Annotated in this window: 15 protein-coding genes; 6 read left to right on the top strand and 9 right to left on the bottom strand. The window is 68.1% G+C overall.

Annotation, left to right across the window (positions count from 1 at the left end; translation table 11 throughout):
• Nucleotides 1-76: 76 nt before the first annotated feature.
• Nucleotides 77-2,368, bottom strand: a complete 2,292-nt coding sequence (locus IBX18_RS30750) for a LuxR C-terminal-related transcriptional regulator (protein WP_306796494.1) — start codon at nucleotides 2,366-2,368, stop codon at nucleotides 77-79.
• A 114-nt stretch (nucleotides 2,369-2,482) separates the two neighbouring features.
• Here IBX18_RS30750 and IBX18_RS30755 point away from each other — a divergent pair, with 114 nt between their 5' ends.
• Entirely contained in the window at nucleotides 2,483-3,292 is an 810-nt protein-coding gene (locus tag IBX18_RS30755; protein WP_306796495.1) for an ABC transporter ATP-binding protein, read from the top strand.
• Nucleotides 3,293-3,328: 36 nt separating this feature from the next.
• Here IBX18_RS30755 and IBX18_RS30760 read toward each other — a convergent pair whose 3' ends face one another.
• Nucleotides 3,329-3,913, bottom strand: coding sequence for a cytochrome P450 (locus IBX18_RS30760; protein WP_228542113.1), 585 nt, complete (start codon nucleotides 3,911-3,913; stop codon nucleotides 3,329-3,331).
• Nucleotides 3,798-5,024: a hypothetical protein gene (locus IBX18_RS42405; RefSeq protein WP_228542081.1), complete on the bottom strand. Its 1,227-nt coding sequence runs from the start codon at nucleotides 5,022-5,024 to the stop codon at nucleotides 3,798-3,800. Before IBX18_RS42405 ends, IBX18_RS30760 begins: the two co-directional genes overlap by 116 nt.
• A 189-nt stretch (nucleotides 5,025-5,213) precedes the next feature.
• Here IBX18_RS42405 and IBX18_RS30770 point away from each other — a divergent pair, with 189 nt between their 5' ends.
• From IBX18_RS30770 to IBX18_RS30780, 3 genes are all read left to right on the top strand, one after another.
• Entirely contained in the window at nucleotides 5,214-5,564 is a 351-nt protein-coding gene (locus IBX18_RS30770) for a YciI family protein (RefSeq protein WP_194837015.1), read from the top strand.
• Nucleotides 5,565-5,580: 16 nt separating this feature from the next.
• On the top strand, nucleotides 5,581-6,858 hold the full coding sequence (locus tag IBX18_RS30775) for an RNA polymerase sigma factor (RefSeq protein WP_194837016.1): 1,278 nt from the start codon (nucleotides 5,581-5,583) through the stop codon (nucleotides 6,856-6,858).
• An 88-nt stretch (nucleotides 6,859-6,946) separates the two neighbouring features.
• The gene (locus IBX18_RS30780; RefSeq protein WP_194837017.1) at nucleotides 6,947-7,420 is read left to right on the top strand and encodes a hypothetical protein; all 474 of its coding nucleotides are present in this window, start codon (nucleotides 6,947-6,949) and stop codon (nucleotides 7,418-7,420) included.
• On the opposite strand, the gene IBX18_RS30785 is transcribed toward IBX18_RS30780, so the two are convergent.
• From IBX18_RS30785 to IBX18_RS30800, 4 genes are all read right to left on the bottom strand, one after another.
• Nucleotides 7,414-7,575 (bottom strand): hypothetical protein, encoded by a 162-nt coding sequence (locus IBX18_RS30785; protein ID WP_159080367.1) that lies wholly within the window; start codon nucleotides 7,573-7,575, stop codon nucleotides 7,414-7,416. The genes IBX18_RS30780 and IBX18_RS30785 overlap by 7 nt on opposite strands.
• A 117-nt stretch (nucleotides 7,576-7,692) precedes the next feature.
• On the bottom strand, nucleotides 7,693-8,457 hold the full coding sequence (locus IBX18_RS30790; protein WP_194837018.1) for an alpha/beta fold hydrolase: 765 nt from the start codon (nucleotides 8,455-8,457) through the stop codon (nucleotides 7,693-7,695).
• Nucleotides 8,458-8,522: 65 nt separating this feature from the next.
• Nucleotides 8,523-9,032, bottom strand: coding sequence for a hypothetical protein (locus tag IBX18_RS30795; RefSeq protein ID WP_194837019.1), 510 nt, complete (start codon nucleotides 9,030-9,032; stop codon nucleotides 8,523-8,525).
• Complete coding sequence (locus IBX18_RS30800; protein ID WP_194837020.1) at nucleotides 9,029-9,397, bottom strand: hypothetical protein; 369 nt, start codon at nucleotides 9,395-9,397, stop codon at nucleotides 9,029-9,031. Before IBX18_RS30800 ends, IBX18_RS30795 begins: the two co-directional genes overlap by 4 nt.
• Nucleotides 9,398-9,418: 21 nt before the next feature.
• Here IBX18_RS30800 and IBX18_RS30805 point away from each other — a divergent pair, with 21 nt between their 5' ends.
• Entirely contained in the window at nucleotides 9,419-10,033 is a 615-nt protein-coding gene (locus tag IBX18_RS30805; protein WP_194837021.1) for a TetR/AcrR family transcriptional regulator, read from the top strand.
• Nucleotides 10,034-11,449: 1,416 nt separating this feature from the next.
• On the opposite strand, the gene IBX18_RS30810 is transcribed toward IBX18_RS30805, so the two are convergent.
• A complete protein-coding gene (locus IBX18_RS30810; protein ID WP_135236982.1) occupies nucleotides 11,450-12,106 on the bottom strand; it encodes an HAD family phosphatase in 657 nt (218 codons plus the stop codon).
• Between the two features lie 200 nt (nucleotides 12,107-12,306).
• Here IBX18_RS30810 and IBX18_RS30815 point away from each other — a divergent pair, with 200 nt between their 5' ends.
• Nucleotides 12,307-12,981, top strand: a complete 675-nt coding sequence (locus IBX18_RS30815; RefSeq protein ID WP_194837022.1) for a PaaI family thioesterase — start codon at nucleotides 12,307-12,309, stop codon at nucleotides 12,979-12,981.
• A gap of 179 nt (nucleotides 12,982-13,160) precedes the next feature.
• On the opposite strand, the gene IBX18_RS30820 is transcribed toward IBX18_RS30815, so the two are convergent.
• Nucleotides 13,161-14,324, bottom strand: coding sequence for a sulfotransferase (locus IBX18_RS30820; RefSeq protein WP_373889246.1), 1,164 nt, complete (start codon nucleotides 14,322-14,324; stop codon nucleotides 13,161-13,163).
• Nucleotides 14,325-14,327: the final 3 nt, after the last annotated feature.

Consider the following 14,327-nt stretch of genomic DNA (forward strand, 5'->3'; position numbering starts at 1 on the left):
TGTCGCAAAGTCCGGCCAGGCGGCGATCCAGCCCCCGGAGGCGCCGGATGGGACTTTGCGACAGGCCCTAACCTGGTCAGGGGCTGTGCCTGCTGACCCACGCCGCGATCTGGGCGCGAGAGGTGAAGCCGAGCTTCGTCAGGATGTGGTCGACGTGACTCTCCGCGGTGCGAATCGAGATGACCAGTTCGGCGGCGATGCGTTTGTTGCTGTAACCGGCGGCCACCAATCGCGCCACGTCTCGTTCGCGACGCGTGAGTTGCTCGACGGCAAGGGATTTCGGCGGCGCGGCAGGCTGCTCGGTTCCGAGGGCGTAGCGCACTGCCTCGTCGAGTCCGAGCGCGGCACCACTGTCGAAGGCGACCCGGAACTCCTTGTCCCCCATAGCCTCATAGACCGACAGTCGGACTTTGTCGCCGACCACGTCGGTCATCGCGTGCGCGAGCCGCTGGGTGCTGCCGTGCCGCACGGTCGACGCGGCACCCATCAGCCGAGCGGCACGGTTCAGGTCACCACCGGCCGCTGCGACCCAGGCGAGCCCATCGAACGCGGAGGCGGTCCACACGCACCGATCGAACAGTCGCAATAGCTCGAGGGCGCGCCGGAGCTCCTCGATCGCCTTGTCCTCGTGACTATTTCGCCAATGATTCGTCCCGACCGCCCACGAGGCGAGTCCGCCGAGCAGATGCGAACCGTGCTGGGTGGACTTCGCCAGGAACTGCTCGGCCAACGCCCCCGCACGCTCGTCCGCCAGCACCATCGCGCAAACGTAAGCGAAGGCAAGGCATTCCATCTCGGTGCCGTGGTGCCCGCACGCACGCGCCCGCACGGCCGCCTCCTCAGCGACTTCGAGCGCGCGCACCGGACCCGACTCGGCGAAAGCCAGCACCGCCGACAGCAGGGTCGCCTCGACCAGCACCTCCTCAGCACCCAATTCCGTGGCTATCGACACACATTCGCGCAGATACTCGTTCGCCGACTCGGTGTCCGACAGCATGGCCGCGATGATCGACGCGGCGGTCAGCGCCCGCGCCCGGTCGCTGGTGCGCGCGGGGTCCTTGCCGAGCGCGTCCATCAACCAGCGGTAACCCTCCAGCAGGAACCGATAGTGTTCCCAGAACGGCCGCAGCTCGGCGGCGATCTGTAACCCGCGGTGCGCACCGTCCGGGTCGGCGAGCGCGAACTGTAGCGCCGCACGTAGATTCGCGTGTTCGCGGGTGACGTCCCGGAACCAGACGACGTCGGCCGCACCCCAGTATTCGGTGCGCCCGCGCTGCGCGACGCGGTAGTAGTGATCGCGGTGCCGGATACGGACGGCGTACTCGTCGCCGTACGCCGCCAGCCGCGCCAGCGCGAACTGGCGTAGTGGCTCGAGCACGGTGTAGCGGCCGGTGCCGTCGCTGTCGTGCCGATGGCTCAGCACCGACTTGTCAACCAGACCGGTGAGCGCGTCCACCAGCGCGCCCGGCGGCTCGAGCACGCACACCGCCTCGGCGGCGGCCAGGTCGAAGCCGCCCGCGAATACGGCGAGCTGCTCCCAGAGGCGTTGTTCGTCCAGGGTGCACAGGTCGTAACTCCAGCGGATGGCGGCCTCGAGCGTCTGCTGCCGCTCCGGTGCCGTGCGCAGTCCGGTGGTGAGCAGGCGCATGGTGTCGTCGAGGCGTTCCAGCACCTGGTCGGGGGTGAAAGCCCGCAGCCGCAACGCCGCAAGCTCCAAGGCCAGCGGAATGCCCTCCAGCCGAAGGCAAATCCCGGCCAGCGCACCGAGATTGGCGGTGCTGACCCGGAATTCGGGATTCGCGGCGGTGGCCCGATCGATCAGCAGCCGCAGCGCCGCGTTGTCCGTGGCGTCGACTTCACCGGAGTCCTCGTCCAGCTCGGGGACCGGCAGCGGCGCGATCGGCAGCACCTGCTCCCCCACCACACCGAGCGGCTCCCGGCTCGTTGCCAGCACCCGCACCTCGGGCGTGCTCGCGATCAGCCGGTCGACGAGTTCGGCGCAGGCGTCGATGAGGTGTTCGCAGTTGTCGAGGATGAGCAGCAGATGCTTGCCACCGAGATAGTCGGTGAGGCCGGCCAGCGGCGCGCTGGTGTCGTCACGCAGACCGAGCGCCTGGGCGACGCTGAGCGCCACCAGCTCACCGTTGTTGACGTGGGCCACCTCGACCAGCCACACGCCGTCGGGAAAGGCGCGCCGCACCGTGTCGCCCACCCGTCGGGCCAGCCGGGTCTTGCCGACACCGCCCGGCCCGGTCAGCGTGAGCAACCGCGTGCTGGACAGCAGTTTCCTGGCGGCGGCGACTTCGCTGCCCCGCCCGACGAAGCTGGTCACTTCGGCGGGGAGGTTTCCTGTCACGTGCCGCGCCACGCCGATTACCTTCGCACGGACGGCCGTGGCCCCCGGGCGTTTTGCCGGAAGATGCCGGGTGCGGCGGTGGGGTCCGTGCTGGCTAAACTGCTCCTTTCCGAAGGAGGCATGCACGTGACCGGCGCACCGGTGCTCGAACTGACGGATGTGACGTTCCGCCGCGAGGGCAAGAAGATCATCAACGGTATCTCGCTGACCGTGCGCGCGGGCGAACATTGGGCGCTGCTCGGGCCGAACGGTGCGGGCAAGAGCACCCTGCTCGGTTTCTGTGGCGCGGTCATGTTTCCCACCTCGGGCACGGTTCGGGTGCTCGGCGAACAGCTGGGGCGCGTCGAACTGCAACGCCTGCGCCATTCGATCGGGCATGTGAATCCGCGCCACCCGCTGCGTTATCCGCTGACCATCCGCGAGGTCGTGCTGACCGGTCTCACCGCGACCATCGACACCCCGATGCGGTGGACACCGACGCCCGATCAGCTCGGCCGCGCCGACGCGATGATCGATACGGTCGGCCTCACCGGTAAGGCCGACAACACTTGGCCGACGCTCTCCCAGGGTGAACGCGGCCGCACGTTGATCGCTCGAGCGCTCATAGCCGAGCCCCGCCTGCTGCTGTTCGACGAACCCTCCACCGGACTGGATCTCGCTGCCCGCGAACAACTCCTGGAAACCATCGACGCTCTCGGCGACACCCATCCCGAGGTCGCGTCGGTCCTGGTCACGCACCATCTGGAGGAGCTGCCGAGCACCACCACGCATGCGCTGCTCATCGCCGACGGGCACACCGTCGCCGCTGGTCCCGCGCGCGACACCCTGACCACCGAGAACGTCACCAGCGCCTTCGCGCACCCTGTCGAAGTGCGCTACGACGGCCGGTGGACCGCGCGTGCCGCACACGCTCGAGCCGTTTGGCCTGGCGAATAGCGCTGAGCGGCACCAGAAGCGCGCATCAGCGCACGATCAGGTGACGCGTGGCGTGAGGTTCATCCGGATGTCATCGGCCGCCCACAGGACGAAGCGTTCGACGGGAACCACCGAATGTCCAGGGGCAAGCTCGAATCGGAAGCGGCGCAGCAGAACCGCAAGTACCAGTTGCGCTTCGACCATCGCCAGGGCAGCGCCTTCGCAGCTCCGTGGGCCGAGGCCGAAGGGGATGTAGGCGAGCCTGGGACGTCCGGCGGATTCCGCGGCGGAGAACCTTTCGGGGCGGAAAACCTCTGGCTGCGGCCAGTATTCGGGGTTGAGGTGCACGGCCCAGATCGGGTAGAAGATGGTGGTCCCGGCCGGGATCGAATAGTCGCCCACGCGAAGGTCTTCCGAGATTTCGCGGGCACCGTATGGGCCCGGCGGGTAGAGCCGCATCGATTCCTCGAGCACCATCTTCAGATACGTCAGGCGCTTCAGATCCGCGTAGTCCGGCGCGGGGCGCTCACCGAGTACGTTGACGAGTTCTTCGGCGACGCGGTCGGCGACGTCGGGGTGCTGCGCGAGTAGATACAAGGTCCAGGAGATCGCAACGCCGGTGGTGTGGTGTGCGGCCAGCATCGTCATCAGCACGGTGTCGCGGATCCGCGTCGGCGATTGGCCCGCTGCTGCCAGCGCGGCGACCAGATCGCTGCCGTCGGTCCGGTGCGCGGTCGGTCCGCCGTGCGCCGCCCTGGTGCGCGCTGTGCTGATGCGGGCTGCCGTGATGCGGGCTGCCGTGATGCGCATCGTCCTGGTCCACGCTGTCCGGCCGCGCCTCGTCCTGCCCCGCGACGTCCTGCCCCGCAGCCTCCTGGCCCGCAGCCTCCTGGCCCGCAGCGTCCCGGCCCGCAGCGTCCCGGCCCGCAGCGTCCCGGCCCGCAGCGTCCCGGCCCGCAGCGTCCCGGCCCGCAGCGTCCCGGCCCGCGACGTCCTGCCCCGCAGCGTCCCGGCCCGCAGCGTCCCGGCCCGCAGCGTCCCGGCCCGCAGCGTCCCGGCCCGCACCGACCTGGTCCGCGGCATCCTGATGCGCGGCGAGCACGTCGTCCACGGTCGTCCGAAGAAAGGTCAGCGCCCGCTGCGCGCGATCGCCGCGTTCGGCGTCGGTTCCCGGCAGGTCGGCCTGATACAGCCGCGCCAGCTGGTCGGTCAGCACATCTTCGAAGGCCGACACAATCCGTCCGGCCTGCTCAGGCGAGTCCGCACCGGCACCGTGCGCGTAATCACAGATCATCCGCAGCGACAGCTCACTGAGACTCTGCTGCAAAGCAACAGGCTCGTCCAAGGTCGCCCACCGATCAGCCATGTCGCAGGTCAGCGCGACGAACTGCCCGAAATGCGCTTCGTGCGAGCGCCGCCCGGCCAGCACCGACAGCAACACCCGCCGCCACGGGGTGTGCTCCTCGGCGGAAAGCGTCTGCAAATTATCCGATTCCTGGAGCGGCGCCAGGAACTCGAACAGCTTCTCAGGCCGCTTGTCGACCTTCGCCGTGGCCTCCAGCAGCACCGGATCGGCGATCGACACCGCCGTCTCCGCGCCCGGTAACCGGAAACGGACGACGGGACCGTACTCGGCATGCAGCTTCAGCTGGTAGTTGTGCAGCCCACCCGCCGCCACGATGTCGGCGAGGCCGTCACCCGCGCCGCCGGGTCCGGGAATCAGTGCGAAAGTATCGCCGACACCAGGTTTCATGACATCCCTCCACGGCCATGCTCCCCGCCGCGAATGCCCCACGCAATACCCGGAAACCGTGGCCTGCCGTCCCGCGCCGAAAAGTACTCGAGGAGAATTTTTCGGTGACGTGTCGATTCGGGTGGTGGCCGTTCGATGCAGTGAGGTGAGGATCGGACGATCCTGACGACGACGAGCAAAGGACCCGATATGCGCTACATGATGCTGATCCACCTCGACCCGACCACCGCGCCCGAGCCGGACGCGGCGCTGATGGAACGGGTGGGCAAGGTGATCGAGGAGATGACCAAGGCCGGCGTCCTGCTGGACACCAACGGCTTGAGTCCGGTCAGCGAGGCCACCACGATCAAGCAGTCCAGCGGCAAGCAGACCGTGATCGACGGGCCGTACACCGAGTCCAAAGAGATTGTCGGCGGGTACTGCATCTTGCAGACGAAGACCAAGGAGGAAGCGGTCGAGTGGACCTCACGCTTCCTCGACGTGCACGGCCCCGAGTGGGATATCGCGGTCGAGCTCCGGCAGATCGCCGAAGAGGCCTGATCGGGCGCGGCGGACGATGAGCCCGGACCGGTCGCCCGAGCAGACCCACCGCGCCGTGGAAACGGTGTGGCGGATGGAATGGCCGCGACTGGTCGCGGGGCTCACCCGCGTCGTCGGCGATATCGACGCGGCGGAGGAACTCGCGCAGGACGCGTTGGTCGCGGCCCTCGAACAGTGGCCACGCGACGGTGTGCCGCCGAATCCGGGTGGCTGGCTGATGCTCACCGCCAAGCATCGGGCGATCGACCGGATCCGCCGTAATCAGACCTTCGCCCGCAAGCTCGCCCTGCTCGGTCACCAGCTGGTGACCGAGCAGGCGCCGAACGAACCGGAGCCGGACGGCGCGGTCGCGGACGATCTGCTCCGGATGATGTTCACCGCCTGCCATCCGGTGCTGCCGGAGCAGGCGCGGGTGGCGTTGACGCTGCGGCTGCTCGGCGGCTTGACCACCGAGGAGATCGCCCGCGCCTTCGTTGTCGCGGAATCCACGGTGGCGCAACGCATTGTGCGCGCCAAGCGGACGATCGCCGCCAAGCAGGTGCCTTATGAGGTGCCCAGTGGCGAGGAGCTGACCGAGCGGCTGGCCTCGGTGCTCGCGGTCGTCTATCTGATCTTCAACGAGGGATATGCGGCGACCGCGGGCGAGGATTGGATCCGCGTCGAGCTGTGCCAGGACGCACTGCGATTGGCCCGTATCCTGGCCGAGCTGCTGCCCGCCGAACCCGAGGTGCACGGGCTGGTCGCGCTGCTGGAACTGCAAGCCTCGCGACTGCCCGCGCGCACAGGTCCGGCCAATGATGTTGTGCTGCTTGCCGATCAGAACCGGACCCGGTGGGATCGGCTGTTGATCCGGCGCGGGTTCGCGGCGTTGGGGCGCGCCAACGCGGTCGCCCGGGACCGCGGCCTGCTGCCGGGCAGTTACGCGTTGCAGGCCGCGATCGCCGCCGTGCACGCCATGGCGGCGACACCGCAGGACACCGATTGGCGGCGCATCGCCGGGCTGTATGCCGTTCTCGCCGAACGCTTTCCATCGCCGATCGTGGAGTTGAATCGCGCGGTGGCGGTGAGCAAGGTGCACGGTCCGGCGGCGGGCCTGGACCTCGTCGACGCGCTCACGGCGTCGGGCGCGCTGGACTCCTACCACCTCTACTACGCCGTGCGCGGCGATCTGCTCAGCCAGCTCGGCAGGCACAGCGAAGCGGGTGCCGAATTCATCCGCGCCGCCGAGCTGACCGGCAACAAGGCCGAGCGGGCGCTGCTGCTCGACCGCGCGAAGGACAGCGGGGCCCGCTAGTTCGGTTGTAACGCCGTGGTAATCGCTACACCGCAATCGAGTGTGAGCATGCTACGAAACCGCTTACCTCCGAAAGGAATCCGGCCGCGTGCGACAGTTCTATCGAGCAGTGCTCCTGGACGACGACTACCGGCTGATCGGATATGTGGAGCCCGGTGCGCGGCTGGTGGAGCACGCCTGGATCGGCAATCACAGCGTGCAGGGCATCGAACGGCTGCTGTCCGTGCCCGCCCGGGTGGTGTGGGCTCGGCGGCAGCTGGGCGACGAAAATCTCTACGCGGCTGCGGCCGCCGTCGCGGCGCTGCGGCCGCCGGAGCACGGCTGCACCGGGCGATACATCCTCAATCATGATCAGCTCGGCTATGTGGACAAGGCGGCCGCGGTGGAGCAGGCCGGACGGCGGCGCACCCATCCGCTGCCGATCCTCACCGCCGCGGGCGGCGCCGAGCCGCACGCCTTGGCCGGAGCGTGGGCGCGCGACCGTATTTCGGTCAGCGACACCGTGCCCGACGGGTTCGAGCTGTGGAAGTTCGATGTAGCCGAACTTCACCAGTTTCAGTAAATAGTGGGCAACCCGCCGACGACACGCGGCATCTCGACAGTGTCGTCGATATATTCGGCGCGCACGTCGGCCAACCGGTCCAGGAACGCTTCCGCAGAGCCGAACTTCGCCGCGACCTGCGCCAACAGCTGCTCGGCTGGTTTCATGAAGTCCATGCGTTCAGCATGACTGGTCGGATGCCCAGCAGCGATACTGTTAGCACATAGTTTGCCCAAATATCTTGCGCTGCCGGGATCCTGCTACCGGATAGAAACGTTCGGGACACTCCCCACTCAGGCGCGGCGGATCGGCTGCCAGGTTCGGGTCGCATCGGTGGTGAGGAAGGTGCCGACGACGCGGTAGACATCGGCGGGTTTCTCCACCACCAGCAGATGCGAGGTGCCCGGGATGATGGCGAGCTCGGAATCGGGGATGGCCCGGTAGAGGGCGATCGTGTGCTCCAGGCTCATCGCGTCGTCGTCGGCGGCGATGACGAGGGTGCGGCTGGCGATGCCCGCGAGCTGCTCGACCGTCAGGGTGGGCTCGGCGCGCGCCATCGACAGCAGTTTCTCGGCGACCACCCGGAAATGCTCCTCGCCGTCGGGCGACACCTCGCCGTACCGAGCGGCCAAGCGCCGCATCGGTTCTTCGTGCGCGAAACCGTCGAGCACACCGGGCAGTAGTCCGTCGTGGTGGAAGTTGCCGCTGATGGAGACGAGCTTGCGGACCAGATCCGGTCTACGGAGCGCGACCAGCAGTGCGACGACCGCGCCGTCGCTGTAGCCGACCAGATGCGCGGCGCCGCCGACGACCTTGTCGAGGAATTCGATGGTGTCCTGCGCCATCAGGTCGTAGGAGATCGGTCCCGCGACGTCGGGGGTGCGTCCGTGGCCGCGGCGATCCATCCGGTAGACGCGGAAGTGCTCGGCCAGGCCGGCGACGGCGGGTTCGAACGAGCGGGAGTCCACGAAACCACCGTGCAGCAACAGCACCGGGTCGCCGTCGCCTGTTTCGTCGTACCAGGTGCGGACGGCACCGAGCTGAATATCTTTTGCCATGAGCAAATCATGCTTGAACATCTGCCCGAACCACTTCCGGCGCCACTGTGTAGCGCGACACAGCCCTATTGCAGTTCGACCCGTGGCTCGGCGCGATCCTCGGCTTCGGCCAGCTCTTTCAACGTCAGCAGTTGCTTGCGCATCATGATGAGGTCACCGAAGGCCAACAGGCGTCCGATGATTCGGGGACCGCCCATGCGCACCCGGACCACCAGGCGAGTGCCGTCGCCCTCGGGACGGACCGCGTAGGTGACGGCGATCCTCCCGGTGACCAGGGTGATGTGCTGGCTCAGCGCGAAGGAGACCAGGTCGAACTGACCCATGAAGCGTTGTCCCACTTCGAGTTCCGCCAGTTGCGGATCGCGATGCCGGGGACTGGGGCGACCCCAGCGGTCTAGCAGGTCGTAACTGTATGGCGCGACCCGCAATTGGCACAGCCAGGCATAGACCAGGCCGTGGGGTGCGTCGATGCTGATGGCCCGATCCGCCCGCACCCCCGTGGGTTGCAGGGCGTCGCACGGCAGTGGGAGTTCGCGCTCGGCGTCGGTGGCGCCCCAGACCAGTCCGGGGATCATGCCGCGGCCGCGATCTGGCGCAGCAGCCGGCGGACCACGATCTTGTGCCCGCCGCTGCCGATGACGAGGGCACGATAGATCTTGCCGTGCAGCCCAGGAAAATTGCCCCACGACTTCGCACGGACGCGGGTCCGGCTCGCCCCCTCGTCCTCTAGTTCGAAGACCAGGGCGTACTCCGAAAACCAGTGCCGCCCTTTCATTGCCAGCCGGGCGGGGACTTCCGCGGCCTCCAGTACGAAACCGCTCGGTACGGTGGACGGATCCGCCGGGTCCTTGCAGACGACTTTCAGCAGTGCCTTCCAGGCCCGGTCGCGATTCGCGTCGACGGATCTGGCATGCTCATCAATGTAGGACAAACGCTCCATATAGAAGGAACGTACTAGTACATGGCACCTCCCCGCAAGCACGACACCGACGTGATCCTCGACGCAGCACGCGCCCTCGTGCTCGCCGAGGGACCCCGCGCCGCCAGTGTTGCGGCGATCGCCGAGGCCAGTGGCGCGCCGGTCGGCACGCTCTACCACCGCTTCGGCAACCGCAACGGTGTGCTGACCGCCGCCTGGCTGCGCGCCCTCGAACGTTTCCAGAGCGGAGTGATCACCGCCGCCGAGCACCCCGACGCGATCGAAGCGGGCGTCGCCATGGTCCGCGCCGCCCTCACCTTCGGACGCGAATTACCCGACGACGCAAGACTTCTCCTGAACCTGCGCCCCAGCGATCTCCTGGACGGCGGCCCCGACGACGACTTCCGCGCCCGCCTGACCACCATGAACGCCCCCCTCTTCGACCACCTCCGCCGCATCGCCACCGCCCGCTTCGGCCGGGCAGGCGACCGCGAAATCGACGCAATCAGCCGAGCCGTCGTAGACCTCCCCTACGCCGCCCTACGCCGCCACGCCCACTCCCCAACCCTCCCCACCTGGCTCGACACCGTCCTCCCCACCGCCGCCCGCACCCTCCTCACCTCATACCACCCAGAAGAGTCACCGCCCGACCCCTGACGGGTCACCACTCGCAACTCGCCACCACGTCCCCCTCGGCACGGCGACCACCTGCGAACGGGACTCGAGGGCGGCCCCACCCGCGATTCAGCGCCACCAAGCCCCGCTCGGCTCAGCGACCACCTCAGGACGGGAAACGACGGCGGCCCACCACGAGCCAGCGCCACCATGCCCCACCCGACACGGCAACCTCGTCCGGACGGGACATGAGGGCAGGTCCACCCACGATTCGACGCCACCGTGTCACCCTCGGCGCGGTCGCCACCAGCGGACGGGACATGACGGCGACGCTTGTCGCGATTCGGCTCAGCCTCGGCCGGGCGGCTCATCGGCCGGAGGATCTCGCTGGCCGCACCCGAATCGGCGCGGTTGCCGAGTTCGGGTACCTCGATCCGACGCCACCACGTCCCCCTCGGCACAGCGACCACCTACGAACGGGACACCACAGCGGCCTCACCAGCGATTCAGCGTCACCATGTCCCGCGCGGCACGATGATCACCCCCGGACGGGACATGATGGCGGCGCCACCCGCAATCCGACCCACCAAGTCCTCCTCGGCACGCGACCGCCCGCGAACGGGACACGAGGGCGGCGCCACCCGCGATTCGATGCCACCAAGTCCCCTTCGCCACGATGACCACCTCCGGGCGGGACATGGCGGCGGCACTACTTACAAATCAGCGCGGTCGCCGAGCACGGGTGCCTCGGCCCGACGCCACCACGTCCCCTCGACACAGCGACCACCCGCGAACGGGACACCACGGCGGCACCGTCCACGATTCAGCGTCACCATGTCCCGCGCGGCACGGTCACCACCTCCGGAAGGGACATAATGGCGGCGCCACGCGCGATTTGGGCGAGGTGCCATCAGAGCACCGGATCACCGAATATTCCCATCGGCCACCGATAATCGATAAGCGGTGCGGCCATCGAGGTTCAACGCCACCATGTCCCCCTTGGCGCGCTGACCACCCGCGAACGGGACACCACAGCGGCCTCACCAGCGATTCAGCGTCACCATGTCCCGTGCGGCACGATGATCACCTCCGGACGGGACATGATGGCGGCGGCACTCGCGAATCGGCGCCGCCGTGTCCCCCTCGGCGCGGTGACCATCTACGGACGGGACCTCATGGCGGACTCACCCGAGAATGCCGCCTCCATGTCCCGCCCGGCACGATGGCCACCTGCGAACGGGACACTACGGCGGCATCACCTGCGAATCAGCGCCACCATGTCCCCTCGACACCATGACCATCTCCGAACGGGACATGATGGCTGCGCCACTTGCGATTCGACACCGCCTCGTCCGAGGTGCAGCTCATCGGCTGGAGTGCCACACAGGCCGCACTTGGCTCGGCGCGGTCGCCGAGTGCCGGCAAGTCCCTCGATTGGGCGTAGCCGCGTCCCCGCGGTCAGGCTGGTTCGGTGACGAGGGTGGGGGTTAGTTCGTCCAGGTCGGTGATGACGTGGGTGGCGAGGGCGAGGGCGTCGGGGGCCGGTGGGTATTCGGGGCGGGGGGCGGCGATGACGCGCATGCCTGCGGCGTGGGCGGAGCGCATGCCGTTGCTCGAATCCTCTACTGCGGCACAGTCGGTGGGGCGTTGGCGGAGGAAGGCGGCGACGGCGACGTAGACGTCGGGGGCGGGTTTGCCGCGGTCGACCTCTTCGGTGGAGAAGGTGACGGTGAAGAATTCGATCAGGCCGGTGCGGCCGAGGACGACGTCGATCAGCGTTCGCGGGGAGGAGCTGGCCACGCCGAGCGGCCACTTCTCGCTCATGCGTTGCACGGCGTCGATGGCGCCGGGTAGCAGCGGGACCTTGCGGTCGTATTGCGCGGCCATCCGCTCGATCACTTCGCGAGCCACCGTCTCCGGCGGTGCGTCGACGCCCAGATCGGTGCTGAGGTACTCCGACCATTCGCGGGTGCTCATGCCCATCAGCCGTTGCTGAGTGTCGGGCAGCCACTGCCCGCCCCGCTCCGCGACATAGTCCCGGCGCACCCGCTCCCACACGGGCTCGGAGTCGATCAGTACGCCGTCCATATCGAAGACAACTGCCGTAATACCCATCTACTCAAAGCCTTTCGCCAGCGGTCTCGTCGTTGCGCCGAGCGGCCGAGCTGCGCCACCCACCTGCTGATTCCCGGCGCGTCCCGCGCTCGGTGATCGCGGACCAGCCTAGGCCACTTCGATGGTTTCGGGCCCGATCCGCCGATCCACCGGCCGCCCGTGACGCGAGCATTCGGTGGGCAACCGATAACGTGTTCCGCATGAACGAACAGCAGGCCGGTGACTCGCTACCGAACGCGGAGCACCATGAGGGCGCGTTCCGGCCGATGACCGAGCTGATGAACGCGCACGACGACGGCACCATCGATATCACCCGAGGTGGGCCGCACTACGGGGAGTTCGTCGAGCAGGTGCGCGGGCTGATGGATCGCGCGCGGCTCGCCTGCCCGTCGGACGAGCAGGCCCTGGAAACGATCGGCATTCTCAAGCAGCTGAACGACAAGCTGGACGCCGCGATCGTCGACGAATGGTCCACGCCGACCTGGACCCGGCACGATCTGCCCGCTCGCGGCAACATCACGCTGCCGCCGTTCGTCGTCGACCACGCCGACCGCGAGGGCGTCGACGCGCGCATCACCTTCCGCACCTTCCACCTCGGTGGCAACAATGCCGCACATGGCGGCCAGATCGCGATCGGCTTCGACGATCTGCTCGGCTTGGCCGCGGCGGTGCACGCGGGCGCGGTGACCAGGACCGCCTCGCTCACCGTCGACTACCGCTCCGTCACTCCGCTGAACACGGAACTGAAGGTCCGCGCTTGGGCCGAGCGCCAGGAGGGCCGCAAGGTCTACGTTCGCGCCACCCTGCACGACGGGGACCGCCTCTGCGCCGAAGCCCGCGGCTTGTTCATCGTCCTCAAGCCCGGCCAGCCGTAACGCCGAGCGGATGCGGCGTGCGCCCTCGGAATTGCGCACGCTGCATCCGTGCACGAGATGCTCTGATACCCAAGCTATTCCGAATTCGGGCCCGTGGGACAACAGCTGTCGCCCACGGGCCCGAAAACTGCGCACCGTGCATTCATGCACGAAACGCCTTGCCCGACTTACTCTCCGGATCAACGCCCCGGGAAGTGCGCCTCCCGATACGCCGCGAACCGTTCATCGACTTCCTCGGCGGTAAGGCCGAAGTCGGCGAGGGTGTAGCGATGCGCGGGACGTGCCGCCCCCGAGGTGCTTTCGGCGTGCAGCGCCGCCATAGCCGCGGTGGCGTCCTCGGTCAGTGGCAGGTCGAAGTGCCGGTAGATCGAGGCAACAGTGCCGATCGGGTCGGCGACGAAGTCGTCATAATCGACATCGCAGAACTGGGCGGCGTTGTGCTGCTTGCGGTCTGCCAGGAAGCGATCAGCGCCCCGTGCCCACAAGTCCAGCTGAGTCGCGCCGACCACCGACCCGCGGAACTTGTCGGACCAGCCCGCCGACGCCTGCTCGTTGAGACTGCACACCGAGGCAATGATGGTTCGCGGATCGCGATGCATCTGGATGACGAGCGCGTCCGGATACACCGCGAAAATGGCATCGAGTGCGAACAAGTGGCTGGGGTTCTTCAGCACCCAGCGGCGCCCGGCGTCCGGCAGGCCGATCAACTGCAGGTTGCGCCGATGCCTGCGGTAGGCCGGCGTCCAGTCCTGCTCGCGCAGCCACTCGGAGTAGGTGGGCAGGTAGCCCAGGCACTCGTAGGACACCGACATGGCCGACTGCCGCAGCAGCTGCCAGCACTCCTCCACCTGGTCGGCGGAGATGTGGTGCACGCCCATGAATTCCGGATGCGCCACATGGTGCTGCTCGAACGCGGCCTCGATCCGCTGGTACACCGGGTTGCTCGCCCACGTCTCGCGCGGCGGGCGCGGCTGCGGCATCTCGGTGAGCCACATCTCCAGGCCCTGGTGCGCCGGGTCCGCATTGAGCAGCCGGTGCACCGCCGTCGTGCCGGACCGCGGCAGACCGGTCACGAAGATCGGCCGCTCGATCGCCACGTCGGCGTGCTCCGGAAAGCGTTGCCACGCGGACTCGCTGAGCAGCCGGGCGATCAGCGCCCCGCGCAGGAAGGCCCGATTCACCTTGTTGCCGAACGGCGTCAGCTCCGCATCCTTGGCATAGGACTCGAGCAGCACCTCGAGCCCGGCGCGGTAGTCGTCGGCCCCGAAATCGTCCAGCCCGACGACCTTGGTCGCCGACGCGTGCAGATCATCGATGGTCCCGACATCGTCCCTACCGATCAACGT

The organism is Nocardia sp. XZ_19_369 (genome assembly GCF_015355715.1).
Taxonomy (GTDB): Bacteria; Actinomycetota; Actinomycetes; order Mycobacteriales; family Mycobacteriaceae; genus Nocardia.